This is a genomic window from Microbacterium sp. LB12, assembly GCF_037150835.1.
Lineage (GTDB): Bacteria > Actinomycetota > Actinomycetes > Actinomycetales > Microbacteriaceae > Microbacterium.
This window is the reverse complement of record NZ_JBBCPF010000007.1, coordinates 139514-164352: the sequence shown is the minus strand read 5'-3', so window position 1 is coordinate 164352 and position 24839 is coordinate 139514. Positions and strand designations below refer to the sequence as shown.

The following is a 24839-nucleotide window of genomic DNA, read 5'->3' as shown; positions in this document are numbered from 1 at the left end:
GGATCGCGAACCGCCGTTGTTGCTAGGCTCGGCGAGCGGAAGCAGGGGGAAAGGGGCGCGTGTGAGCGCGGATGTGCAGCAGTTCCAGGTGGATCTGCGCGGTGTCGTGGATCTGCTCAGCAGACACATCTACTCCAGCCCCCGGGTGTACCTGCGCGAACTCCTGCAGAACGCGCGCGACGCGATCACCGCCCGCCGCGAGGTCGACGGCGGGGGCGGTCGCATCCGGATCACCCCGCTGACCGCGGAGAACGGCGAGTTCGTGCTCCGCGACGACGGCGTGGGCCTGACCGCGACCGAGGTCGCCGACCTGCTCGCCACCGTGGGGCGCAGCTCCAAGCGCGACATCTTCGACCTCCCCCGCAGCGACTACCTCGGCCAGTTCGGCATCGGCCTGCTCAGCTGCTTCATGGTCGCCGACACCATCGTGATCCGCTCCCGCAGCGCCCGCGGAGGCGCCTCGGTCGAGTGGACCGGCAGCGCCGACGGCACGTTCCAGGTGGCCGAGATCGACGAGGAGCTGCCGATCGGCACCAGCGTGCACCTCGTGCCGCGCTTCGACGCCGACGAGCTGCTGCGTCCGGCCGCCGTGCACGAGCTGGCGACGACGTTCGGCGAGTTCCTGCCCGTGCGGGTGACCGTGGACACGCCGACCGGCGACATCGACATCACCAGGGATGTGCCGTTCCTCGAACCGGCGCGGGACCTCGACGGCGCGGTGCAGTACGGTCGCGACCTGCTGGGGGCGAGCCCGCTCGACATCATCGAGCTGACCGAGCCCGCCACGGGCACCCGCGGCCTCGCCTACGTGCTGCCGTACGCCCCGCCTCCCGGTGCGCGCCAGGCGACGCGCATGTACCTCGGGCGGATGCTGCTCTCCGAGCGCGTCGACGACGTGCTGCCCGACTGGGCCTTCTTCGTCCGCGCTGTGATCGACTCCACCGGACTCGCCCCCACCGCGAGCCGGGAGTCCCTGGTCGAGGATGCCGCCCTGGAACGCGTGCGCGAGCAGCTGGGCGCCGGAATCCGCCGCTGGGTGCTCGAACTGGGACTGCGCGAACCGCACCGGCTCGCCCAGTTCGTCGCGGTGCACGAGGTGGGCCTCAAGTCCCTGGCGCGCCACGACGAGGAGCTGGCGCACTTCATCTCCCGCTGGCTGACCGTCGAGACCACGCACGGCACGCAGCGGATCGGCGAGCTCGTCGAGCGCTACCCGCACATCCGTTTCGCGCAGACCGTGGACGAGTTCCGCCAGGTCGCCGGCATCTCCCCGTCCGAGGAGGTGCTCGTCAACGGCGGATACCTCTACGACGCCGACCTGATCCGCATGCTGCCCGACCTCTACCCGCACGTCACGGTCGAGCAGGTCGACGTCACGGGAGAGCTCGATCGGCTCGATCCTCCGCCCCTCGACGACCGCGACGCCGCTGTGGCCCTCGAGACGCGCGCGGCCGCCGTGCTCGCAGCATCCGACTGCTCGGTCGTCGTGCGGTCGATCGACCGGCCCGACCTCGCGGGCCTCTACGTGGCCGACCCCGAGGTGCTCCGCACGATCGACCGCGGGCGCACCAAGGGCGTCACCGGCTCCCTCTGGGGCGGCGTGCTGGACCGCATCGACCAGACCCTCTCCTCCGCCCGGGAGGACGACCTGCGCGCCCGCCTGTGCCTGAACTGGTCGAACCGCGTCGTGCGCGCCCTCGTGCAGGTGCAGGACGACGCCGTGTTCGTCCGCACCGTGCAATTGCTCTACATCCAGGCGCTGCTCGCCGGGCATCATCCGCTCGCCGATGCCGACCGGGCGCTGATGACCAGCGCCCTCGCCGATCTCGTCTCGCTGTCGGCCGGACTCGAAGGGGACAGCATCCCCTTCGGCGACGCCCGCTGACGCTCCCCCGAAAGGTACCCCCATGGCACGTCCGAAGAAGCGCTTCCAGCAGCTGATCGAAGAGATCGACCGCACACCGTGGGGCCCCGCCGAACAGGCGCTGGTCTCCGAGGCTGTCGCTCTGGCGATGGAGATCGGCGACGAGCGCCTCGAGTACGAGGCACGGATGCGGCAGACGGCCTCGGCGAACATGGGCGGCGCCACCGACGTCATGCTCAACTCGTTCGCGTGGTGCCTCGCGCATCACGATGCGGATCCGCAGCGCTTCCCCGCCGACCTCGACAACGGCGGCGCCGACCTGATGTGGCAGTTCAAGTGGATGGCGTCGTCGCTGCGTTCCTCCCCGGCGTTCTCGCAGGAGCAGATCGCGGCGGTGCTCGACGACATGGAGGCGCACTACCGCGCGGCGGGACTGGGCCTGAGCGGCGTGCTCACCGCTCGCTTCGAAGATGCGTGGGACGCCGGACGGATGGATGACGCGGAGGCGCTGCGCGTGCAGCTGGAGGCGACGCCCCGCGACGAGCACAGCCACTGCGACGCCTGCGGTCGCAGTCAGATCGCCGGCTTCTTCGCCGACACCGACCGCGACGCCGAGTCGATCGTCCTCGTCGAGGAGATGATCGAGGGCGGCTTCTCCTGCGGTGAGGAGCCGGAGCACGCGCTCTCCCGTGTGCTGCTCCCCTACCTGCGTGCTGGGCGCTTCGACGAGGCGAAGACCGCGCACCTGCGCAGCTACCGGCTGGCGAAGGACAACCCGGACAACCTGCGCATCGTCGCCAACAACATCGTGTTCGCCGCCCTCACCGGCAACGAGGCACGCGCACTCGCCCTGGTCGAGAAGCACATCGCCTGGCTCGCGCACGACGGACTCAACGTCGACGCGCACTTCGCCGCCCTCGCCGCCCTCGCCGTGGCCCTCGACCGCGTCACGGCCGCCGGGCACGGCGACACCCCCGTGCGCGGCGCCGACTCCCCCGCCCTGGTGCCGTTCTTCGGCGAGCACGACGGCGGATGGAACGCGGCCGACCTCGCGGCAGCCGCATGGGCGTCCGCGGATCGGATCGGCGCGGCATTCGACGAGCGCGACGGCACCGACGGGCATGCCAGGAGCCTGGAGCGGATGCGGGCGCTCCGCGGCGAGCAGTACGACGTGCCGATCCGCTCGGACGCCTTCGTCGCCACGGCACCCTCGATCACCCCGACCGACGCGGACGGCTGGTTCGAGCGCGCGATGCAGCTCGCCCAGTACGGCGCCGAGCACGAGACCCTCGAAGCCCTGCCCCGCGCGTTGGACGTCGACGACCCCTACAAGCGCGCACAGCTGCTGTCGATGCGCCTCGGGATCCTGGTCGCCCTGGACCGCGCCGACGAGGCCCTGGCGCTGCTGCCGGAGCGCGTCGCGGCGCTGCGGGCGGCCGGGCGCGAGGTGCAGGCCGACGTCGAGGAGCGTCTCGGGCTCGCCACATTCGGCCTGAACACCCCCGAGACGACGGCGGCGCTGGAGGAGGAGATCGCGGTCTCCGACGCCCTCCCCGCCTGGACACGCGGTGACCTCGCGATCAGTCGCGCCGCCCTCCACCTGCAGGCGGGCGAAGCGGACGCCGCGCTCGATCACGCCGAAGTCGCCGCGCGCTCGTTCGCGGAGGCTGACGACACGCGTCTGGCGAACACCACGACGCTGGTGGCGATCTCGACGGTGCTCAGCAAGGGCGACATGGAGGCCGGGAGCGCATTGCTCGACCGTTTCCTCGCACAGGACGACGTCAGCGCCGGCCACCGTGCGAAGGCGCTGCAGACCCGGGCGCGCGTGCGCGGCGGCGGCAGCAGCTACGTCGAGGGCGCGGCCGATGCCGACGAGGCCTGCCGACTGCTCGCGGAGCTGGGAGCGACCCGCGCTCTCGGCGACGCCCACCTGCTCGCCGGGGCTCTCTGGGAGGACGCGGACGAGCCGGAGAAGGCCGTGTCCCGCTACCGTCTCGCCGTGCGGCTGGGCAGCGAGGCCGGAGCCGACACGACCGGACTGGACTTTCGTCTCGCCCGCGCCATGCTGCGCGTCGGGGATGCCGAGGAAGCCGCCGAGCTCTTCGGCGACGTGCTGCAGCGCGAGGAGGAGGCCGAGGTCGCGCCCGGCTCCCGTGCCATGACCGCCTCGATGCTCGCCCGGGCGCTGGGCGCATCCGGCGAGTTCGGTCAGGCGGTCGGCGCGCACGGCTACGCCTCTGAACTGTTCGGGCAGGCGGAGGAGCATGCCGATCAGGCGATGTCGATGGCCGAGCAGGCCAAGATCCTCGCGCGGTTCGATGAGCACGACGACGCGATCGCGCTGCTGGAGTCGGCGGCCGAGATCGTGCGGCGTGCACCCGATGCCGCCGGCGCCGTGACCGAGGTGCTGCACAACCTGGGGCAGGCGTACGGCGGGCGGCAGGACGAGCGGGCGTTCGCGCTCTTCGACGAGGTCGCCGCTCTCGCACAGGAGCACGAGGCCGGCTGGCTGCTCGCCGATGTGACCGACTCCCGCGCACGCGCTCTGGCCGAGCTGGGCCGCATCGACGAAGCCGTCGCCGCCGCGCTCACCGCGGCCGACGGATTCGCCGCGCTCGGCGACCCGGGATCCGCCGGTGGCTCGGAGCTGTTCGCGGCCCGGGTGCTCGCCGGCAACGACCGTTCCGCCGACGCCGTGCCCGTCTACCGGAGCGCGATCGAGCACGCCGCCGAGCACCCGCCGCTGCGGCAGGTCGCGACGCTCGAGCTCGGCGACGTCTTCGAGGCGCTCGGCCGCCACGGCGAGGCCGCGGAGGTCCGCGCCCAGCTGGAGAGCTGAGCGCGCCCGGTCAGAACAGCTGGCGCCAGTTCGCCTTGGCGAGGTCGAGGAGTTCGTCGCCGCGGCCCGACATGACCGTGCGGATCGCATAGAGGGCGAATCCCTTGACCTGCGCGGCCTCGATCGCCGGCGGCATGGACAGCTCCTGCCGCTCGGTGACGACGTCGAGCAGGGCGGGACCGTCGTGTGAGAGCACCTCGCGCACGGCATCCGGGAGGTCTTCGCTGCGCTCCACACGGCGCGCGAAGATCCCCATCGCCTCGGCGATCGCGGCGAAGCTCGGATTCTCCAGCCCGGTGCCGTACGTGACGAAGCCCGCGGCCTTCATCTCCAGCTCGACGAAGTTCAGCGACGAGTTGTTGACCACGATCGTCTTCACCGGGAGCTTGTTCTGCGTGAGGGTGAGCAGTTCGCCGAGCATCATCGAGAGTCCGCCGTCTCCGGCGAGGGCGACGACCTGACGATCGGGGTGCGCGACCTGCGCGCCGATGCCGTGCATCAGCGCGTTCGCCATCGAGCCGTGTGTGAACGATCCGATCAGCCGACGCCCCTCTGTCATCGTGAGGTAGCGTGCCGCCCACACGGTCGGCGAGCCCACATCGGCGGTGAAGATCGCGTCGTCGGCCGCCGCTTCGTTGAGAAGCCGGGCGAGGTACTGCGGGTGTATCGGGCGCTTGGCCTTGGCGGGAACGGCCAGCTCGTCCAGCTTCTTCCTCGTCTTGCGATAGTGGGCGGTCGCATCGTCGAGGTGGGTGCGGTCGTCCTTCCGCGCCACTCGTGGCAGCAGCGCCTCGGCCGTGGCCCGGACATCGCCGACGAGCCCGAGGTCGAGGGGATGCCGTTTGCCGAGCTGCGCGCCGCGGATGTCGACCTGGATCGTGGTCGCCCCGTCGGGATAGAACTGCTCGTACGGGAAGTCGCTGCCCAGCACGAGCAGCGCGTCGGCGGCCTCCATCGCCCGGAACCCCGAGGCGAAGCCGAGCAGCCCGGTCATCCCGACGTCGAAGGGGTTGTCGTACTCGATGAACTCCTTGCCGCGGAGCGCGTGCACGATGGGTGCTCCCAGCTTGTCGGCGAGCGCGATGACCTCGTCGTGCGCGCCCTCGACACCCGCTCCCGCGAGGATCGTGACCTTCTTCGCGGCGTTCAGCAGCGTGGCCGCCCTCTCCAGCTCCGCACCGCTGGGCACGATCACCGGTCGGGCACGTTCGATGACGACCGCGCGATCGTCGGCGATCTCGGCGAGGGCGACGTCCCCGGGGATCACCAGCACCGCGACCCCGCGTTCCTCGATCGCGGCGCGCATGGCGATCTCCAGCAGCCGCGGCATCTGCTTCGGATCGGCGACGTACTCGACGTAGACGCTGCATTCGCGGAACAACTCCTGCGGATGCGTCTCCTGGAAGTAGCCGGTGCCGATCTCCGTCGTGGGGATGTGCGCGGCGATCGCCAGCACCGGGACGCGCGACCTGTTGGCGTCGTACAACCCGTTGATCAGGTGGAGGTTGCCCGGGCCGCAGGAACCTGCCACGACGGCGAGCTCCCCCGTGGTGGCGGCATCCGCTGCGGCGGCGAAGGCTGCGGACTCCTCGTGGCGCACGTGGACCCAGCGGATCGTGCCGTCCTTGCGGAGCGCATCCGTGAACCCGTTGAGCGAGTCCCCGGGGATGCCGTAGACCCGGTCGATCCCGTTGGCGTGCAGAGTCTTGACGATGTTCTCAGCGACGTTGGCCATGCCTCGACCCTACGCCCGGGAGGGTCGGGAGGCTCGGGGTACATCAGGGGGCATCGCCACGCGAACCACCCCCTTGCCACGCGAACGGCCCCCTTGCGTGCGTGCGCAGGGGGGCCGTTCGACCGCAAGGGGGCGGGTCGAGCCGAAGACTCAGCCGATGCGGATGAGCTTCTTGTTCACGAACTCGTCCGCCGCGAGGTGACCCAGCTCGCGGGCGGTGCCGCTGCGCTTCACACCGCCGAACGGCAGCTCCGGGCTGTCGGCCAACACGAGGTTGACGTAGACCATGCCTGCCTCGATCTTGTCGGCCACGCGCTCCGCCTGCGCGGCATCCGTCGTGAAGACGTAGGAGCCGAGACCGAAGGTCGTGTCGTTCGCCAGCTCCACGGCCGCATCCTCGTCCGCCACGCGATACACGACCGCAGCGGGGCCGAACAGCTCCTCGCGATACACGTTCATCTCGGGCGTGACGTCGGCGAGCACGGTCGGAGCGAAGAACGCGCCGTCGCGGGTGCCGCCGGTGAGGAGCGTCGCTCCCTGCTCGACGGCCTGATCGATCTGCTTCTGCAGGTTGACCGCCGCGGTCTCCGACGACACCGGTCCGAGGACCGTGTCGTCGAGCATCGGGTCGGTCGCCTCGACCGCCGCCATCGCCGCCGTGAACTTCTCGACGAAGGCGTCGTACAGGCCGTCGACGACGATGAAGCGCTTGGCGCCGTTGCAGGCCTGGCCGTTGTTGTCCAGGCGCGCATCGACACCCGCCTGCACGGTCGCGTCGAGGTCGTCGGTCGACAGCACGATGAACGGGTCGGACCCGCCCAGCTCGAGCGCGACCTTCTTGAGGTTGCGGCCGGCGATCTCGGCGACCGCGGCCCCCGCACGCTCGGATCCGGTCAGCGAGACACCCTGCACGCGCGGGTCGGCGATCATCGTCGCGATCTGCTCGTTCGTGGCGAGCACGTTCTGGTACGCGCCCTTCGGGAAACCGGCGTCGTGATAGATCTTCTCGATCGCGGTCGACGACTCCGGGCACTGCGGCGCGGGCTTCAACAGGATCGTGTTGCCGACGATCAGGTTGGGAGCCGCGAAGCGCACGATCTGGTACGCCGGGAAGTTCCACGGCATGATGCCGACGAGCGGACCGAGCGAGGAACGGCGGATGATGGCCGATCCCTCCCCCAGGATCGCGATCGGCTGATCGGCCATGATCGACTCCGCCTGGTCGGCGTAGTACTCGGCGATGTCGGCGGCGAAGTCGACCTCGCCGAGGGCGGCCTCGCGGGGCTTGCCCATCTCGCGCACGAAGATGTCGGCGAGCTCCTCGCGGCGCTCCCGGTGCAGCTCCGCCGCACGACGGACCAGCGCCGCGCGCTCGGCGACCGTCGAGGTGCGGGACCATTCGCGGTGCGCGACGTCCGCAGCAGCCACGGCCTCGTCGATCTGGGCATCCGTGAAGGTGTCGAAAGACGCCAGCGTCTCTCCGGTGGCGGGGTTGATGACGGCGTAATCGGTCATGTTCTCTCCTCCTCTTGGCGCCCGGTCAGGAGACCGGGATCAGCGTGTACTTGGTGGACAGGTACTCGTGGATGCCCTCGAAGCCGCCCTCGCGACCGACGCCGGACTGCTTGACGCCGCCGAAGGGAGCGGCCGCGTTCGAGACCACGCCCACGTTGAGACCCATCATGCCCGTCTCGAGGCCGTCGATCATCCGCTGACCGCGCTGCAGGTTCTCGGTGAAGACGTACGAGACGAGTCCGTACTCGGTGTCGTTCGCGAGACGCACGGCCTCTTCCTCGGTCTCGAAGGTCGCGATCGCGAGCACCGGCCCGAAGATCTCCTCACGGAGGATCGCGCTGCCGGCCACGACGTCGGTGAGCACGGTGGGCTCGTAGAACGTGCCCGTGCCCTCCACGGCCTTGCCACCGGCGAGCAGCGTCGCGCCGCGCTCGACGGCGTCGTCGACGAGCTCGCCCGCCTTGGCGACGGCATCCGCGTCGATGAGCGGTCCGATCGCCACGCCGTCCTCGGTGCCACGGCCGATCTTCATGCCGTTGACGCGCTCGGTGACGCGCTTGGCGAACTCACCGGCGACGTCCTTGTGCACGATGAAGCGGTTCGCCGCCGTGCACGCCTGGCCGATGTTGCGGAACTTCGCGGCGAGCGCGCCGTCCACGGCCTTGTCCAGGTCGGCGTCGTCGAACACCACGAACGGCGCGTTGCCGCCGAGCTCCATCGACACGCGCAGCACGCCCTCGGCCGCCTGGGCGATGAGCTTGCGGCCGACCTCGGTCGATCCGGTGAAGGAGAGCTTGCGCAGCCGCGGGTCGGCGATGATCGGTGCCGACAGGGCGCTGGAGCGCGAGGTCTGCACGACGTTCACGACACCGGCAGGGAGCCCCGCCTGCTCGAGCAGCGACACGAAGTACATGGTCGTGAGGGGCGTGAGTGCCGGGGGCTTGATCACGACGGTGCAGCCGGCGGCCAGGGCGGGAGCGATCTTGCGGGTCGCCATCGCGAACGGGAAGTTCCACGGCGTCACGAAGAACGACGGTCCGACCGGACGCTGCGACACGACCATGTGGCCGGTGCCCTCCGGGTTGATGCCGTAGCGGCCGCTGATGCGCACGGCCTCCTCACTGAACCAGCGCAGGAACTCGCCGCCGTAGCCGACCTCGCCACGCGCCTCGGCGAGCGGCTTGCCCATCTCGAGCGTCATGAGCAGCGCCAGGTCCTCCTTGTGCTCCTGCACGAGGTCGAACGACTTGCGGAGGATCTCGCTGCGCACGCGCGGAGCCGTCGCGGCCCAGGCGTCCTGCGCGGCGACCGCGGCGTCGAGGGCGCGGATGCCGTCGGCCGGCGTCGCATCCGCGATGGTGCGGATCACGGCACCGGTCGCGGGGTCCTGCACGTCGAACGTGCCCCCGGTCTCACCGTCGATCCACTGACCGCCGATGAAGAGGCCGGTGGGGATGCTGTCGAGAAGCGCCTGTTCGGTCTGAGTGCTCATGATTCTCTTTCTGTGAGGAGGGCGGGTCAGCGGCGGCTACTGGGCGGGGCGTCCATGCTCAGCGTCTTGCCGCGGAAGAAGTCGGGATTGATGAGCCTCTGGACCAGCATCAGCACGGCCCCGAAGATGAGCAGACCGACGCCGATGAAGAAGACGATGCCGATACCGCCCTCGCCGTTCGCGTCAGCGCCGATGGCGATCGATCCGTAGTCGGGCGCGAGGCTGTCGATCGCGGTGATCACGAAGAGCACGAGCAGGATGATTCCGCCGACGAGCGGGCTCGCGAACTTGAAGAAGAAGTCCTTGCCCGAGTCGAACCACTGGTGACGGAAGTACCACACGCACGACAGCGCGGTGATGCCGTAGTAGAAGCAGATCATCATGCCGAGCGCGAGGATCGTGTCCCACAGCGCATCCTCGCTGAGGAAACGCATCACCGCGTAGAACCCGCCGGCGACGACGGCCGAGGCGATCGTCGCGAATCCCGGCGTGAAGAACCGCGGGCTGATGCCGGCGAATCGCCGGGGAACCGCCCCGTAGTGCCCCATCGCCAACAGGGTCCTGGCCGGGGAGATGAACGTCGACTGCAGCGACGAGGCCGACGAGGTGAGCACCGCCAGCGAGAGCAGGAACGCCAGGCCGCCCATCACCGGACCGGACAGCGCGAAGAACACGTTGCCGCCGATGTCGTCGTTCAGGAGTCCGAGGCCCTCGTCGCCGATGCCGGAGTACATCAGGCTGCTGACCGTGAGCAGCAGGTAGATGGCGATGATCGACAGCACCGTGAGCATGGCTGCACGACCGGGCGTGCGCTCGGGATCCTTGGCCTCCTCGTTCATGGTGAGGGTGACATCCCAGCCCCAGAACATGAAGACCGAGGCGGAGAGGCCCATCACGATGGCCGACACCCCGCCCTCGATCGCGAAGGGGTTGAACCACGAGAGCTCGGGCATGTGCGGCTCGAACGCGTTGCCCTGCACGCTCTGCACGATCGCCATCACGGCGAACAGCACGAGGATCGCGATCTGGAACGCCACGAGGCCGTACTGCAGCTTCTGCGAGGTCGAGACGTCGCGGAACGACACCCAGGCGGCGAGCGCGACGAAGGCCAGGCACACGGCCACGTTCACGAAGGGGTTGCGGGTGATCTCGGCGATGGCCTCGTTGCCGGAGATCTGCGAGATCAGCAGGAACAGGAAGTCGACGGCGATGCCCGCGAGGTTGGACAGCACGAGGATCGTCGCGACGATCAGGCCCCATCCGGCCATCCAGCCCACGTACGGGCCGAAGGCCCTGGTCGCCCACGTGAAGCTGGTGCCGGAGTCGGGCATGGCCTTGTTGAGCTCACGATAGCCGAAGGCGACGAGCAGCATCGGGATGAAGCCGAGCAGCAGGATGGCCGGCACCTGGAAGCCGACGGCACCCACGGCACCGCCGATTCCTGCGGTGAAGGTGTATGCCGGGGCGATGCACGAGATGCCCATCACCAAAGCGCCGAGCACGCCGACGGTGCCGACGCTGAGTCCCTTGCGGGAGATTCCGGTCGTGACCGATTCGGGCACCGTCGCCCGATCTGCCTTGCTCATCAGCTGACTCCTGCTTCGGCGCGGGTGCGCGGGACGACGATCATCGGGACGGGCAGCTCGTGCAGCATCTTCGCCGCCGTGGAGCCCAGGAACAGCCGGCGCGGCTGTGCGAGTCGGCTGGAGCCGACGAGGACGACCTCGCCGGGCAGCCAGGAGAGGTTCGCGACAGCATCCTCGACGCTGTCACCGGGTGCCTCCTCGACGACGGCGTCGAGCTCGGAGGGGAGGAGGTCCTTCGCCACCGTGAGGACTTCCTGCGCATGGGCGTCGCCGACGACGCGGATCGCTCCGGTGTCGAGTCCGGGCGGCACGTCGAAGGTCACGAGCGAGACCAGGCGCAGTCCGACGCCGCTGTCGGTCGCGACCGAGGCCGCTTCGTCGAGCAGGTTCTCCGCGCCGGGGCGCTGGCCGACGGCGACGGTGACGCGCGGGATGACGTGGTCGTCCGCCCCGGCCGTCCCCGCGGGCGCGAGGGCGACCGGGATGGTCGAGGAGTGCAGCAGCTCGGACGCGACGGTGCCGAGGCGGTGGCGGCCGAACAGACCGCCGACGGCGGCGCCGACGACGATGAGACGCGCGCCGAACTCCTCACCGGCGGCGATCAGTCCTTCGGCGAACGACTCGGCGACGCGGACATGTCCCGTGCGGGTGACTTCCTGCGGCAGGCGCACGACGGCGTCCTTCAGCCACTGCTTGGCCTGTGCGCGGATGTGGTCCTCGAAGGCCCGCTCGGGCGGGACCACGGGGCTGCGCGTCCCCTCTGCCGGGAGCACGATCACCAGGTGCAGGCGCGCGCCGAGGCTGCGGGCGAGCCGTGCACCGAGAGCGGCGGCGTCCGCTCCGGCATCCGTCGCCGTGTAACCGACGACGATGGCCCCGGGCATCAGTTGCTCTCAGCCTCGGTGCCGGCCTCGCGACTCGCATCGACGATGTTCGACGCGACGAGGTGACCCATCCGGATCGCACCGTCGACGTGCTGGTAGCCGGCACCGGCGATGTCGCTGCACGCGAAGTGGATCGGTCCGACGGGGGTGCGCAGGTCGGCGCCGTAGCGGTGCAGGCCTCCCATGTCGAAGCTCGCGGCGTAGGCGCCGCGGGTCCACTCCTCGGTGCCCCAGTCGCTCTCGTAGTAGACGACCGGGTTCTTGGCCTCGGGGCCGTAGTAGTGCGACAGCGACTCGAGGATGCGCTCCTTGCGCTCCTCGGCCGAGAGCTCGAACACGCCGTCGGCGTTGGCGTCGGAGACGAAGCCCACCAGGGTGCCGCGCTCGTCGCCGTGGTTGGTGTTGTCGTAGGCCTCGTGCGAGAGCTCGTAGGGGCTGAACGCGGTGCCGCTGAGGCCCTGTTCGCGCCAGAACGGACGGTCGTAGACCGCGTGCACCTTGATGACGAAGCCCATCGACAGGTGCTGGTGGAGCTGGTGCTGGCGGCGCGGCAGCGGCGGGACGAACGAGATGCGGCTGTACAGCACCGGTGCGTGCGCGAGGATCGCGTGGCGGGCACGGACGGTCAGCTCGTCGGTGGTGGCCACGACGCCCGCGTCCGACCATTCCAGGCTGCGCACGGGCTGGTTCAGCAGCACATCGTCGCCCAGGCGCTCGGCGAGGCGCAGCGGCACCTGCTGCAGACCGCCCACGACGCGCTTGTCGAGGATGAAGTCGGCGTCGACGAGGTTCGAGTACGAGCCGGCCGACGCGGCCATCAGCAGCGACTGCAGCAGCGAGAACGCGTGCGTCGGCTTGGTGAGCATCGCGGAACCGGTGGCGAAGGCCAGGTTGCGCACGGCCTCGTCGTCGTCGGTCTGCTGGCGGAGCCAGGCATCCCAGGTGATGGAGTCCCAGTCGGCAGCGTTCGGGTGCGCCCATGGCTTGTCGGGGTCGATCTCGGCGACCAGCGCATCGAGGATGTCGGTGATCCGGGCGATCTCCGCCTCGGTGTCCGGGGCGACCGGGAACATCTCTCCCGTGAAGCGGTGCACCTTGCCGTCGGGGCCGACGTACACGCTGTCGCCCTCGCGGTAGCGGCTGTACGTCTCGAGCCCGAGCTCTTCGATCGCGTCCTTGAGCGCGTCCTGGTCGGGCGAGACCCACTGGCCGCCGATCTCGAGCATGGCGCCGTCGATGACGTCGGTCCAGAGGCGTCCGCCGACACGGTCGCGGGCCTCCAGCACGGCGACCGACAGTCCGGCCTTCCGCAGGTCGTTCGCCGCCGTGAGCCCTGCGGCTCCGGCACCGATGATCAGTACGTCGCGGGTGATCTCAGCCATGTGCAACTCCTTCGTTGGGTGAAGTAGTGCCGGTCGCGACCCGAAATCCCCCGATTGGGGTCGCGACCGGACAGGGGGTTCTGACCGCGCGGGAGCGCGGCCAGACATTACTGCGCGGTTGCGGCGAGCGCCGCGGCGACGACGTCGATGCCTTCGTTCAGCAGGTCGTCGCCGATCGAGAGCGGCGGCAGGAAGCGGATGACGTTGCCGTAGGTTCCGCAGGTGAGGACGATGACGCCCTGGGCGATGCAGGCCTTGGCGACCGCGGCGGTGAGAGCGGCGTCCGGAGCCTTGGTCTCCGGGTCGACGAACTCGGCGGCGATCATCGCGCCGTGGCCTCGCACGTCGCCGACGCGCGGGTCGTTCTTCTGGATCGCGGTGAGGCGGTCGGTGAGGATGACGCCGATCTCGCGGGCACGCTCGATCACGCCGTCGTTCTCGAACACGTCGATCGAGGCGAGCGCGGCGGCACAGGCGATCGGGTTGCCGCCGTAGGTGCCGCCGAGGCCGCCCGCGTGCGAGGCGTCCATGATCTCGGAGCGACCGGTGACGGCGGCGAGCGGAAGGCCGCCCGCGATGCCCTTGGCCGTGGTGATGAGGTCGGGCTCGATGCCGAAGATCTCGCTCGCGAACATGTGGCCCGTGCGGGCGAAGCCGGTCTGCACCTCGTCGGCGATGAAGACGACGCCGTTCGCGCGGCTCCACTCGGCGATCGCCGGGAGGAAGCCGTCGGCGGGGACGATGAAGCCGCCCTCGCCCTGAATGGGCTCGATGATGACGGCGGCGAGGTTGTCTGCGCCGATCTGCTTCTCGAGCTGGAGGATCACGCGGGCCGCGGCCTCACGTCCGTCGAGGCCGTCGCGGAACGGGTACGACATCGGGGCGCGGTACACCTCGGGAGCGAAGGGACCGAAGCCGCTCTTGTAGGGCATCGACTTGGCGGTGAGCGCCATGGTGAGGTTCGTGCGGCCGTGGTAGCCGTGGTCGAAGGCGACGACAGCCTGGCGTCCCGTGTACTTGCGGGCGATCTTGATCGCGTTCTCGACCGCCTCGGCGCCCGAGTTGAAGAGTGCGCTCTTCTTCGCGAAGTCGCCGGGGGTGACACGGTTGAGCGCCTCGGCGACACCGACGTACGACTCGTACGGCGAGATCATGAAGCAGGTGTGGGTGAACTGCGCGGCCTGGGCGGCCACGGCGGCGGCGACCTTGGGGTGCGCGTTGCCGACCGTGGTCACGGCGATGCCGGAGCCGAGGTCGATGAGCGAGTTGCCGTCGGCGTCCACGACCACTCCACCGCCGGCGGCGACCGCCGCGATCGGAACCGTGTGCCCGACGCCGGCTGCCACGGCATCCGCCTTGCGGGCGAGGATCTCGGCCGAACGGGGGCCGGGGAGGTCCGTGACCAGACGACGCTCCTGGGGGAGGTCGGGTCCGCCGAGAGGGGTTGCGGGGGCTGCGGTGTCGAGGAGTGCCATGTTCGCGAGCGTACGTCCCTCCCGGAGACCGCTGCACTCGCCGCCCTGTACAATCTCAACAGCGATTTCACCATTGCGTACAAGTAGCGGAGATTCCATGCCCACCACCGCCGAACCGACGTTGCAGGCGCTGCTCCGGCGCCGGGACCTCGGGCTCTCCCTCGTCTCCGGTGCGGCCGACATCCCGGAAGGCGCACTCGAACGCCCGCTGCGCTGGGTGCACAGCTCCGACCTCGCCGATCCGACACCGTTCCTCTCCGAGGATCTGGCGCTGCTGACCACGGGCACCCAGTTCGACGAGGCCGTCGACATCGACACCTACGTCGGCCGCCTCGCCGATCGCGGTGTCCTCGGCCTCGGCTTCGGCACCGAGGTGCACCGCTCCGGCATTCCCGACGAACTCGTCGCCGCGTGCGCGGCCCACGGCATCCCGCTGTTCGAGGTGCCCTATCGCACCCCGTTCATCGCTGTCGCGCGCGCACACTCCGAGGCGATCGCGGCGCAGGCGTATGCCCGACGCTCCTGGGCGCTGGACACGCAGCGTGCCCTCGCTCTCGCCGCGCTCCGCCCGAGCGGTCTCGACGCGACCATCGCCGAGCTCGGACGGCGCCTGGACGTGTGGGCGGGGATGTTCGACGCCGCGGGCGCCCTGGTCGTCTCGCATCCGCGCGACGGGCTGGGCACACGGATGCGCGACGCCCTCGGTGAGCGCGTCGTCGACGTGCTCACCCGCGGTCTGGAAGCGGGGCAGTCGCTGACGCTCGACGATCGCACCTTCATGTTGTTCACGGTCGGCCGCGGCGGTCATCTGCGCGGCGTGATCGCCCTGGCCATCGACGCCCTCGACCCGGAGGCGCGTGCGGTCGTGACCTCGGTGATCGCGATGGCCGGGCTCGCTCTGGAGCAGAGCGAGCAGTTGGCGCGGAGCCGGCGGCGGCTGCACGCCCAGCTCCTCGGCTCGCTGCTCGCGGACGAGCCGGGCCTCGCCCGACGAGTGCTGGGGAGTCTGCCCCCGGCACCGGTGGTCGTGGCGGTCGCGGCAGACGCTCCGGCCGGCCCACTGACGGAGTGGTGGGATCGGCGTCGCGCCGATCACGGCACCGCGGTGTTCCTGGCCGAGTCGGAGGATGGGGTCACGATGTGCATCTCGGCGAGCGACGACACCCTGCTGGAACAGGTGGCCGCCCGCTTCGGCATCCGCATCGGCGTCTCCGAGCCGGAGGCCTACGGCTCGTTCGCCCGCGCGCACGCCCAGGCTCTCACGGCGCTGCGCCAGCAGGGCACGCACGGGGTCGCTCGCTATGCCGACACCGTGGGGTCGAGCATCCTCACCGCGCTCGCGACCGACGAGGCCCGCCTCGTCGCCGAGTCGCGTCTCGCCCCGGTGCGCGAGCACGACGCCCGCACCGGATCCGACCTGGAGCACTCGCTGCGCACCTGGCTGGAGCACGACGCGAAGGCCGAGTCCGCGGCCGCCGCGCTGGGCGTGCACCGGCACACGCTGCGCTCCCGCATCGCCCAGGCCGGGGCGTTGCTCGACGTCGACCTCTCCACGTTCCCCGCCCGCGCCGAGCTGTGGACGGTGCTGCAGACCGCGCGCGACTGAGCACCCCTCCCCACTCCCCGCCGAGTGCGCGGGATGCTGTCGAGTGCACGGGCTCACCGCGCGACAAGGCCGTGCAGTCGATGCGAAGCCGTGCACTCGGGCAGCCTGCCCGACTCAGTGCGCGAGCAGAGTCCGACAGCGGGCGACGTCGTCGGCCGTCTGCGCGATCAGCGCATCCACCCCATCGAAACGCAGGGTCGGACGCAGGCGGGCGACGAGAGCCACCGCGAGCCGCCGTCCGTACAGATCGATGTCGACGTCGTGCAGGTGCACCTCGACGCGGCGCTCGCGGTCGCCGGCGAAGGTGGGATTGGTCCCCACGCTGACGCTCGCCGCCCACCGGTGCGGATCATCGTCGATCCGCACCCAGGCTGCGTAGATGCCGTCGGCGGGCGGCTCGCCGCGCTCCAGCTCCAGGTTCGCGGTGGGGAAGCCGAGCACGCGTCCGCGGCCGTCACCCGGGACGACCAGCCCTGCGATCGTCCCGAGCGGCGCGCTCACGCGCTCTCGGGAGCGGCGATCGAGCGGTACCGGCTCTGGTGGAAGACGAGCGGCTCCACATCGTCGAACAGGGTGACGTCGGCGATCTCGTACAGCGCGATCTCGTGATCCCCGCCGTCGAAGGTGCTGTGCAGGCGGCAGGTGAGCCAGAGCGCGGCGTCCGAGATCAGCACGGCTCCCCCCTCGGTGCGCTGCCAGTCGTGTCCGCCGAAGCGGTCGCCCTCCCGCGCCGAGAGCGAGCGGCTGAGCGGCTCGTGATGCGCGGCGAGCACGCTCATCCCCAGTTCGGGAACCATGCGGAGCACGGGCCAGGTCTTGGAGGTGCGTGCGGCGCTGATGGCGACGAGGGCGGGCTCCAGCGAGATCGACGTGAAGGAGTTGACCGCCATCCCGACGGCACGGTCATCGACGTGCGCGGCGAGGGCGACAACGCCGGTCGGGTACACCGAGAACGCCCGGCGCAGGGCCAGGTCGCGCGGCAGGGCGTCGGTCACGGCAGTCGTCATTTCGGCTTCCTTTCGTTAGTCAACTTTGACTAGTTTTGATAATAGGCAATTTTGATCATGCAAACAACCGGAATCTGCGACACCAGCCGTTAGCATGAGGGGCATGTCGACCACCCGCCTCGTCGTCCTCGGCGCCGTCAAGCAGTTCCAGCCCGTGCACGGCTACTTCCTCCGCCGCGAGCTGATGACCTGGCACGTCGACGAGTGGGCGCACATCCAGCCCGGCTCGATCTACAACGCGCTGCGCGCCCTCGAGGTCGACGGATACATCGCCGAGAGCGGCACCGAGGCCGAAGGCAAGCGCCCCGCCCGCACCACCTACCGCATCACGCCGGCCGGCGAAGTGGAGCTGCAGCGGATGCTGCGCGAGAACCTCTGGAACGTCGCCGCCTTCGACACGCAGGCCATCATGACCGTGGCCTCGTTCATGTTCGTGCTCAGCCGCCAGGAGGTCATCGCCGGCCTCGAGCACCGCCTCATCAAGAGCGACGCCATCATCACGCAGAACGGCTTCGACGTGCAGGACACTCTGCGCTCCGAGACCACCCCGAAGTACGTGCGGGAGATCTTCGACCTCTCCACCGCCCGTCTCACGGCCGAGAAGCAGTGGCTGCTCGACCTGCTGGAGCGGCTGCGCGCCGGCGAGTACACCTTCGCGGGTGAGACCGCAGACGAGGGCACCGCGACCGAGGACGCCGCCCCCGCGGAGTGAAACCCCGCGGAGCGCGTCAGCGCGAGGAGACCAGCGCCGCGATCGACGCGGGCGAGAGCTGCGGCGTCGTCGCACCGAGCTGCTGGGCGACCACGGCTCCTGCCGCACACGCGCGCACCAGCGCGGCCTCCATGTCCGCGCCCTGAGCGATCGAAGCGGCCAGCGCCCCGCAGAAGGCATCTCCCGCACCGGTGGTGTCCACGGGATCGATCGGGAACGCCGCGACGTGCACGGGGTCCTGCCCCGCGCGATGCAGCGTCACTCCCCCGGCGCCCTGCGTGAGCACCACGACCTCGGCACCCGCCGCATGCAGCCGCTCGACGCCGCCCAGTTCGACGCACTCCGTCTCGTTCACCACGAGCACATCGACATCCGCGAGCATCCCGATCGCCGCCTGCTGCGCCGGGGCGGCGTTGAGGATCGTGCATGCTCCGGCGATCCGGGCCGCACGCAATGCGGCCGCCACGCTCGCCGCCGGCACCTCCAACTGCGCGAGCACGACCGCGGCACCCTCGACACCGGCGACCGCATCCTCCGAGGACAGCTCGGCGTTCGCACCCGCGGCGACGATGATGCTGTTGTCCCCGCCGTCGAGGGCGAGCACGTACGCCACTCCCGTCGGGGTCGCAGCGCTGCGGCACAACGCGGCCACGACGCCGGCATCCGCCAGCGTCTCGGCCAACACCTCGGCCGCCTCATCCTCGCCCACCACGGCGCAGAACCGCGTGGGGGCGCCACTGCGCGCGGAGGCCACAGCCTGATTCAACCCCTTGCCTCCGGCGAAGCGCCCGCCGGAACGGCCCAGCAGCGTCTCACCGACGAGCGGGGGGCGCGAGACCTCGACCACCAGGTCGAGGTTCGCGCTCCCCACCACGGCGACACCGGCGAGGGTGTCAGACACGCGACATCGTCCGCCGGTACTGCGCCCCCGCGTGCGAATCGGCCAGCGCCGGGGTCGGCGTGCCGAGCAGGCGCTCGCGCAGCGACTGCGGCTCGCTCGACGGCTCGACGATCGCACCGCGCTCCTTGAGGATCGGCAGCACGTGCTCGATGAAGTCCGCGGTCGATGCAGGCGGGATGACGGGGGCGAACAGGAATCCGTCGAGATCGGCACCGTCGGCGAGCTCGATCATCCGGTCCGCCACCTGCTCGGGAGTACCCACGATCGGGCGGGCGCCGACGCCGTGCGCGTGCCAGTCGCCCAGCACGTCGCCGACGGTCTTGTCGGCGAAGCGAGCGACCTGGGTCTGCGACAGCTCGGTGCTCAGCTCGGACATCGGCGTGCTCGGCGCGTACGCGGAGAGGTCGAGGCCGGTGAACCAGGCGTAGGACGCGACCGTGACGTCGGGGTTCTGCGCGTCGGCGACCTCGGCGTACTTGCGCCGCGCCTCCTCCTCCGTGCTCCCCACGATCGCGGCGAACGCCGACATGATCTTGACCTCGTCGGCACCGCGGCCGTTCTTCACTGCCTCCTCGCGGATCGCGGTCGAGTGGCCGCGGAGCTGCTCGACCGAGCCGCTGCCGACGAAGATCGCCTCGCCGTGCTTGCCGCCGAACTCACGGCCGGCCGGCGACGCCCCCGCCTGGAACAGCACCGGAGTGCCCTGCGGCGAGCGCTGCGTGTTGCCGTAGCCGTGCGAGCGGAAGTACGGCCCGTCGTGGGCGATGCGGTGCACCTTGGAAGGGTCGGCGAAGCGGCCGGACTTGTCGCGTTCGAGGGCGCCCTCCTCCCAGGCCTGCTCCCACAGCTTGTAGACGACCTGCATGAAGTCGTCGGCCATGAGGTACCGCTCGTCGTGTCCGACCATCGGCACTCCGAAGCCCTGGACGGCGGTGTCGGCCGTGCCGGTGGTGACGACGTTCCAACCGATGCGGCCGCCGGAGAGGATGTCGAGGGTCGCCATGCGCCGCGCGAACGAGTAGGGCGGCTCGAGCAGCGTCGATCCGGTCGCGACCAGACCCAGTCGGCTCGTCTCGGGGATGAGGGCGGCGAGGATGATCGCCGGGTCCAGGCGCGGCAGATCGAGGCCTTCGACGGAGCAGATGTCGGGGCGCTCTCCCGCGACGTCGGCCCAGCCCCAGGCGTCCGCGAGGAACAGGAAGTCGAACCCGGCGTCCTCGACCATGCGGGCGGTGTCGCGCCAGTAGTCCAACCGGTCGAAGAGGTAGCGCCCGTTGTCGGGGTGACGCCACGTCGCGGTGCCGGAGTCGTTCGCCTGGGCGTTCTCGAAGAGGCCGAGGCGCAGCGGCTTCACGGAGGTCTGATCGGTCATGTGCGGGTGCCTTCCTTGTGGGTGGTTCTGGTCGATCTGGGGTGTTTCCGGGCACGCCGGAGGAACCCCGGGGCGGCTGGGGGGGCGCCGCCCCGGGATCCGGATGCCGCGTCAGCCCTTGGCGGTGACCTCGCCGTCGCTCCACCAGAGCACGCGCTTGCGCACCAGGGCGAGGACGATGATCAGGAGCACGCCGAGGAGGCACAGCAGGGCGATGCTGGCCCAGGTGACGGGCAGGTTCGCCTGCGCGGCGGAGGTGGTGACGAGCGAGCCGAGACCGGCCTGCTGTCCGGCGGCGACGAACTCGGCGACCGCGGCACCGACCACCGCGAGGGGCAGGGCGATGCGGAGACCCGCGAACACGTATGGCATGCTCCCCGGGAAGCGCAGCTCGCGGAAGATCTCCCACCGCGAGGCGTGCAGGGTCTTGAACACGTCCATCGCCTTCTGGTCGACGTCGCGCAGACCCGCCAGCGAGTTCACGAGCATCGGGAAGAACACCACCAGCCCGGTCACGATGAACTTCGGCACCATGCCGAAGCCGAATGCGACCACCAGCGCCGGGGCGATCGCGACGATCGGGGTGACCATGACGATGATCACGAGCGGCATGACGGCCCGTTCGATGATCTGGAACTCGGCCATGATCACGGCCAGCAGGAATCCGGCGAGGATGCCGGCGGATGCGCCGACCACGACCTCCAGCAGGGTGACGAGGAAGTTCGACCAGTACATGCCGGCGTCGTCGACGAGGCTCGCACCGATCGCCTCCAGCGTGGGGAGCACGTACGGGTTGGTCCAGGCCACGATCTGCCAGAGCAGCGCGGCGATCACGAACGTGATGAGGGTCGGACCCCACGCGCCCCAGCGCAGCCACGCCGGGGTGCCACGCCGCGGCTGTGCCTTCAAGCGGGCGGTGGCGAGGGTGGCGGTGGTGTCTCTCATGGTCAGCTCAGACATGGGCCTTCTCCGTCTGCGCGCGCAGCGCACCGCGCACGACTGCTTCCAGTTCGCGGAACTCGTCCGTCGCGTATGCCTCCTCGGTGCGCGGCCGCGGCAGGTTCACGTCGATCACCTCGGCGATGCGTCCAGGGTGGGCGGCCATCACCACGATGCGGTCGGAGAGCATGATCGCCTCCGGCACCGAGTGCGTGACGAACATGACGGCCTTGCGGTTCGACTGCCAGAACTCCAGCAGAGCGATCCGCTGCAGGTCGCGGTTCATCTCGTCGAGTGCCGAGAACGGCTCGTCCATCAGCATGATGGCAGGGTCGAACACGAACGCCCTGGCGATCGCGGCACGCTGCTGCATGCCGCCCGACAGCTGCCCCGGGTACTTCTTGAGGGCATGGCCGAGACCGAACGTCGACAGCAGCTCGTCGGGGTCGCGGAGTGCGCGATCACCGTTCGCTCCACGGTTGATGCGCACCGGCAGCTCGACGTTCTCGCGCACGGTCTTCCACGGCAGCAGTGCGGGCGACTGCGGTACGAGACCGATCTTCTTGTCCCGCCAGGCCGCCGTGACGCTCTCACCGTCGATCGTGACGCTGCCGGAGTCGGCGTCGATGAGACCGGCGACGACCTTGAGCAGCGTCGACTTGCCACAGCCGCTGGGCCCGATCACCGACACGAACTCGCCCATGCCGATCGTGAGGTTGATGTCGTCGAGCACCGTGACCTTGGCGCCGTCTGCACCGAACGCCTTCGAGACGCCCTTGACCTCGACACCGGCTCCCTGTGCGACGGCCATCACTTCGCCGGCCAGGTCAGGGTGTCGCCGTCGTACAGGTCGGCGACGAGGTCGGCGTCCATCATGTCGGAGATCGCGGGGAGTTCCTTGACGTCGCCGTACTTCTTCACAAGCGCGTACTCGGGCTCCCACATGGCCTCGTTCTGCACGCCGGGGTTGCCGCCGGCGCTCTCGCGCACCCAGGCGGATTCGACCTCCCACGTGCGTGCCAGCTGGTCGCGCGGGAACGCGGCGCCCTGGTTGTTGTCCTCGGCGAGCTTCGCGAGCTTGTCGATGCAGGCGTCCGACTCGTCCAGGCAGTACTGCAGTGCCTTGAGGCTCGCCCGCATGAAGTCGGCGGCGACCTCGCGGTGCTCGGCGAGGAAGCGGGAGTTGACCTCCATCACGTTGTACGTGCCCTCGACGCCGAGGTCGGCGGGGAGGAACTCGCTGAACGGCAGGCCCTGCGCCTTGAGCGACTGCGGCTGGTTGGAGGCGTAGCCGACGATGGCGTCGACCTGGTCGCGCACGACGACGGTCGGGTCGTAGTTGGTCATCTTGACCATCTCGACCTTCGAGACGTCGACGCCGGCTTCGTCGAGCATGGCCGAGGCGATCGGGGTCAGGTTGATGAAGTACCCGAGCGATCCGCCCTCGAGATCCTTGAGGCTCTCGAGCTTCTCGTTGCCGAAGATCGAGAACGGCGGGGTGGTGCCGTAGGTGGCGACCGCCGTGAGGTTCTTGCTGTTCGCGGCGGCGAGCATCACGTCGGACGCCGAGCCGAGCGCGGTGAACTGCGCCTGACCGGAGGCGACGAGCTGCTGCCCGTTCGCCCCGGAGGCGTTGATCTCAACGTCGAGGCAGAGGTCGTCGAAATAGCCCAGCTCCTCGGCGAGGAACACGTCGAGCTGCCCGGCGCTGGCGGAGTAGCCGTAGCCGGAGATGTAGGTGATGGTGCCGGCATCCTGATTCCGCTTGCAGGCGTCGGATTCGCCTGCACTCGTGGGGGCGGTATCGCCGCCTGGCGTCTGCGCGGAGCATGCTCCGAGCGTCAGCGTGGCGGCGAGAACGCACGTCAGGGTGGCAGTGATGCGGAATCGGGTTTCCGCAGTGGAAGTAGCCATGAGGGTCCCTTCTCGGCCGTTCGTCGTTGATGGCTCGTTGAAAGTAACATAGTCAAGATTGACTAAGCAAGATCAAACTAAGTTTTGACGAAACGTGCGGGACCCTCCGATGCTCAGTGCGGGGCGTGTGCCTCCAGGAACTCGTACACGTCGGTGGTGTCGACGCCGGGGAACGCCCCGGTCGGCAGGGTCGCGAGCAGCGTGCGCGGGGTCTTCACGTTCGGCCAGGAATTCTCCCGCCACCGCTCCTCGAGATCCGCGGGGGCGCGGCGGCAGCACGCCTCGACCGAGTGCTTCGAGACGCCGCGATGAGGGGTGTCGCGCCCCACGAACCACTTCGTGTCGTCGAAGCGCACACCCACGCTCACCGAGTGCAGCCCCTCGCTCGACGACTCCACCCTGGCCGTGCACCAGTACGTCCCGTTGCCGGTGTCGGTGTACTGGTAATACGGGTTGAAACGGTCGTCCTCGTCGAACACCACCCGCGAGGTCCACTTGCGGCAGCACATCTGCCCCTCGATCGAGCCGAGCCGATCGGTCGGGAAGTTCACGTCGTCGTTTTCATAGGCCTTGGTGATCGTGCCCGACTCGTGCACCTTCAGGAAGTGCACCGGGATGTCGAGGTGGCGGGTCGCGAGGTTGGTGAAGCGATGCGCGGCCGTCTCGTACGACACGGAGTACGCGTCGCGCAGATCCTCGATCGAGATCGATCGCCGCTGCTTCGCGTCCTTCAACGCCGGCACCACGTGTGCTTCCGGAATGAGGAGCGCTCCGGTGAGGTAGTTCGTCTCGACGCGCTGGCGCAGGAACTCGGCATAGCTGCGCGGCTCGGAGTGCCCGAGGATGCGGCTCGACAGCGCCTGCAGCACGGCGGTGCGGGCGTCGCCCTTGGCCGGCACCCTGCTCGACAGGTAGAGCCGGCCGTTCGCAAGGTCGGCGACGCTGCGCGTGGTCTGCGGCAGGTCAGGGGCGTAGTGCAGGGTGAACCCCAGATACGCGGCGATCTCGGACGCGGTGCGCTGTGTCAGCGGTCCTCCGGGGTGTCCGACCGCCGCCAGGATCTCCGCAGCCTTCGTCTCGAGGTCGGCGAAGTGGTTGTCCTGCCGTCGCATCAGGTGCCGCAGCTCGACGTTGGCGCGGCGGGCCTCCTCCGGCGTCGCGGCGCGTTCGTCCTTGAGGCGGTCGATCTCGCCGTGCAGCGCCAGCAGCGCCTTGAGGGCATCTGTGGGCAGAGACTTCGCGATGCGGAACGGCTCGATGCCCAGGGCCTGGAACGTCTGCCCCTTCATCGCCCGCTCCAGGGCGATCTCCACCGCACTGCGCTCATCGAGCGGCTCGCCCTCCAGCAGCGCGTCGATCGTCACGCCCAGCGCCCGGGCGATCGCCTGCAGCTGCGTGAGCTTCGGCTCACGCTTGCCGGTCTCGATCATCGACATCTGACTCGGCGCCCGATCGACCGCCGAGGCGAGGTCGTCGAGCGTCATGCCCTTCGCGGTGCGGAGCTGCCGGATGCGTCTCCCGATCGTGAGGGCGTCGGTCTCTTCTGCGGCGTCGATGCTGCTCATGGCCGCGATTCTGTCACAGAAACAGAATTTCCGTTGATCTTCTCTCTG

General features: G+C 69.8%; 19 protein-coding genes. 4 read left to right on the top strand and 15 right to left on the bottom strand.

Going from position 1 to position 24839, the window contains the following annotated elements:
* Nucleotides 1–61 precede the first annotated feature (61 nt).
* Together WFM69_RS13810 and WFM69_RS13805 are read left to right on the top strand one after the other, a co-directional pair.
* The gene (locus WFM69_RS13810) at nt 62–1885 is read left to right on the top strand and encodes an HSP90 family protein (RefSeq protein WP_337005597.1); all 1824 of its coding nucleotides are present in this window, start codon (nt 62–64) and stop codon (nt 1883–1885) included.
* A gap of 22 nt (nt 1886–1907) precedes the next feature.
* Complete coding sequence (locus WFM69_RS13805) at nt 1908–4706, top strand: hypothetical protein (RefSeq protein ID WP_337005595.1); 2799 nt, start codon at nt 1908–1910, stop codon at nt 4704–4706.
* 10 nt (nt 4707–4716) lie between these two features.
* Here WFM69_RS13805 and poxB read toward each other — a convergent pair whose 3' ends face one another.
* The 7 genes from poxB to gabT all read right to left on the bottom strand — a co-directional run bounded on the left by poxB (nt 4717) and on the right by gabT (nt 14775).
* Nucleotides 4717–6441, bottom strand: a complete 1725-nt coding sequence (poxB, locus tag WFM69_RS13800) for a ubiquinone-dependent pyruvate dehydrogenase (protein WP_337005593.1) — start codon at nt 6439–6441, stop codon at nt 4717–4719.
* A gap of 150 nt (nt 6442–6591) precedes the next feature.
* Nucleotides 6592–7956 carry an NAD-dependent succinate-semialdehyde dehydrogenase gene (locus tag WFM69_RS13795; protein WP_337005591.1) on the bottom strand — a complete coding sequence of 455 codons (1365 nt, stop codon included), beginning with the start codon at nt 7954–7956 and terminating at the stop codon, nt 6592–6594.
* A 25-nt stretch (nt 7957–7981) separates the two neighbouring features.
* Nucleotides 7982–9448 (bottom strand): NAD-dependent succinate-semialdehyde dehydrogenase, encoded by a 1467-nt coding sequence (locus WFM69_RS13790; protein WP_337005589.1) that lies wholly within the window; start codon nt 9446–9448, stop codon nt 7982–7984.
* 26 nt (nt 9449–9474) lie between these two features.
* Nucleotides 9475–11034, bottom strand: a complete 1560-nt coding sequence (locus tag WFM69_RS13785) for an APC family permease (RefSeq protein WP_337005587.1) — start codon at nt 11032–11034, stop codon at nt 9475–9477.
* A complete protein-coding gene (locus WFM69_RS13780) occupies nt 11034–11918 on the bottom strand; it encodes a universal stress protein (protein WP_337005585.1) in 885 nt (294 codons plus the stop codon). The genes WFM69_RS13785 and WFM69_RS13780 overlap by 1 nt, the downstream gene beginning before the upstream one ends.
* Nucleotides 11918–13300: a flavin monoamine oxidase family protein gene (locus WFM69_RS13775; RefSeq protein WP_337005583.1), complete on the bottom strand. Its 1383-nt coding sequence runs from the start codon at nt 13298–13300 to the stop codon at nt 11918–11920. Before WFM69_RS13775 ends, WFM69_RS13780 begins: the two co-directional genes overlap by 1 nt.
* Before the next feature lie 107 nt (nt 13301–13407).
* Nucleotides 13408–14775, bottom strand: coding sequence for a 4-aminobutyrate--2-oxoglutarate transaminase (gabT, locus tag WFM69_RS13770; protein WP_337005581.1), 1368 nt, complete (start codon nt 14773–14775; stop codon nt 13408–13410).
* A gap of 97 nt (nt 14776–14872) precedes the next feature.
* On the opposite strand from gabT, the gene WFM69_RS13765 reads away from it, so the two are divergent.
* On the top strand, nt 14873–16381 hold the full coding sequence (locus WFM69_RS13765) for a PucR family transcriptional regulator (protein WP_337005579.1): 1509 nt from the start codon (nt 14873–14875) through the stop codon (nt 16379–16381).
* Nucleotides 16382–16495: 114 nt separating this feature from the next.
* On the opposite strand, the gene WFM69_RS13760 is transcribed toward WFM69_RS13765, so the two are convergent.
* Both WFM69_RS13760 and WFM69_RS13755 read right to left on the bottom strand, forming a co-directional pair.
* A complete protein-coding gene (locus WFM69_RS13760; protein WP_337005577.1) occupies nt 16496–16882 on the bottom strand; it encodes a riboflavin kinase in 387 nt (128 codons plus the stop codon).
* Complete coding sequence (locus tag WFM69_RS13755) at nt 16879–17388, bottom strand: flavin reductase family protein (protein WP_337005575.1); 510 nt, start codon at nt 17386–17388, stop codon at nt 16879–16881. Before WFM69_RS13755 ends, WFM69_RS13760 begins: the two co-directional genes overlap by 4 nt.
* Nucleotides 17389–17491: 103 nt before the next feature.
* Between WFM69_RS13755 and WFM69_RS13750 the strand changes: the two genes are divergently transcribed.
* Nucleotides 17492–18100, top strand: a complete 609-nt coding sequence (locus tag WFM69_RS13750; RefSeq protein ID WP_337005573.1) for a PadR family transcriptional regulator — start codon at nt 17492–17494, stop codon at nt 18098–18100.
* A 16-nt stretch (nt 18101–18116) separates the two neighbouring features.
* Here WFM69_RS13750 and WFM69_RS13745 read toward each other — a convergent pair whose 3' ends face one another.
* The 6 genes from WFM69_RS13745 to WFM69_RS13720 all read right to left on the bottom strand — a co-directional run bounded on the left by WFM69_RS13745 (nt 18117) and on the right by WFM69_RS13720 (nt 24791).
* A complete protein-coding gene (locus WFM69_RS13745; protein ID WP_337005571.1) occupies nt 18117–19001 on the bottom strand; it encodes a ribokinase in 885 nt (294 codons plus the stop codon).
* Entirely contained in the window at nt 18994–20373 is a 1380-nt protein-coding gene (locus tag WFM69_RS13740; RefSeq protein ID WP_337005569.1) for an NtaA/DmoA family FMN-dependent monooxygenase, read from the bottom strand. Before WFM69_RS13740 ends, WFM69_RS13745 begins: the two co-directional genes overlap by 8 nt.
* Nucleotides 20374–20484: 111 nt before the next feature.
* The gene (locus WFM69_RS13735) at nt 20485–21333 is read right to left on the bottom strand and encodes an ABC transporter permease (RefSeq protein WP_337005567.1); all 849 of its coding nucleotides are present in this window, start codon (nt 21331–21333) and stop codon (nt 20485–20487) included.
* Nucleotides 21326–22123: an ABC transporter ATP-binding protein gene (locus WFM69_RS13730; protein ID WP_337005565.1), complete on the bottom strand. Its 798-nt coding sequence runs from the start codon at nt 22121–22123 to the stop codon at nt 21326–21328. Before WFM69_RS13730 ends, WFM69_RS13735 begins: the two co-directional genes overlap by 8 nt.
* Complete coding sequence (locus WFM69_RS13725; protein ID WP_337005564.1) at nt 22123–23226, bottom strand: ABC transporter substrate-binding protein; 1104 nt, start codon at nt 23224–23226, stop codon at nt 22123–22125. Before WFM69_RS13725 ends, WFM69_RS13730 begins: the two co-directional genes overlap by 1 nt.
* A gap of 113 nt (nt 23227–23339) precedes the next feature.
* Nucleotides 23340–24791 (bottom strand): helix-turn-helix domain-containing protein, encoded by a 1452-nt coding sequence (locus WFM69_RS13720; protein ID WP_337005563.1) that lies wholly within the window; start codon nt 24789–24791, stop codon nt 23340–23342.
* Nucleotides 24792–24839 lie beyond the last annotated feature (48 nt).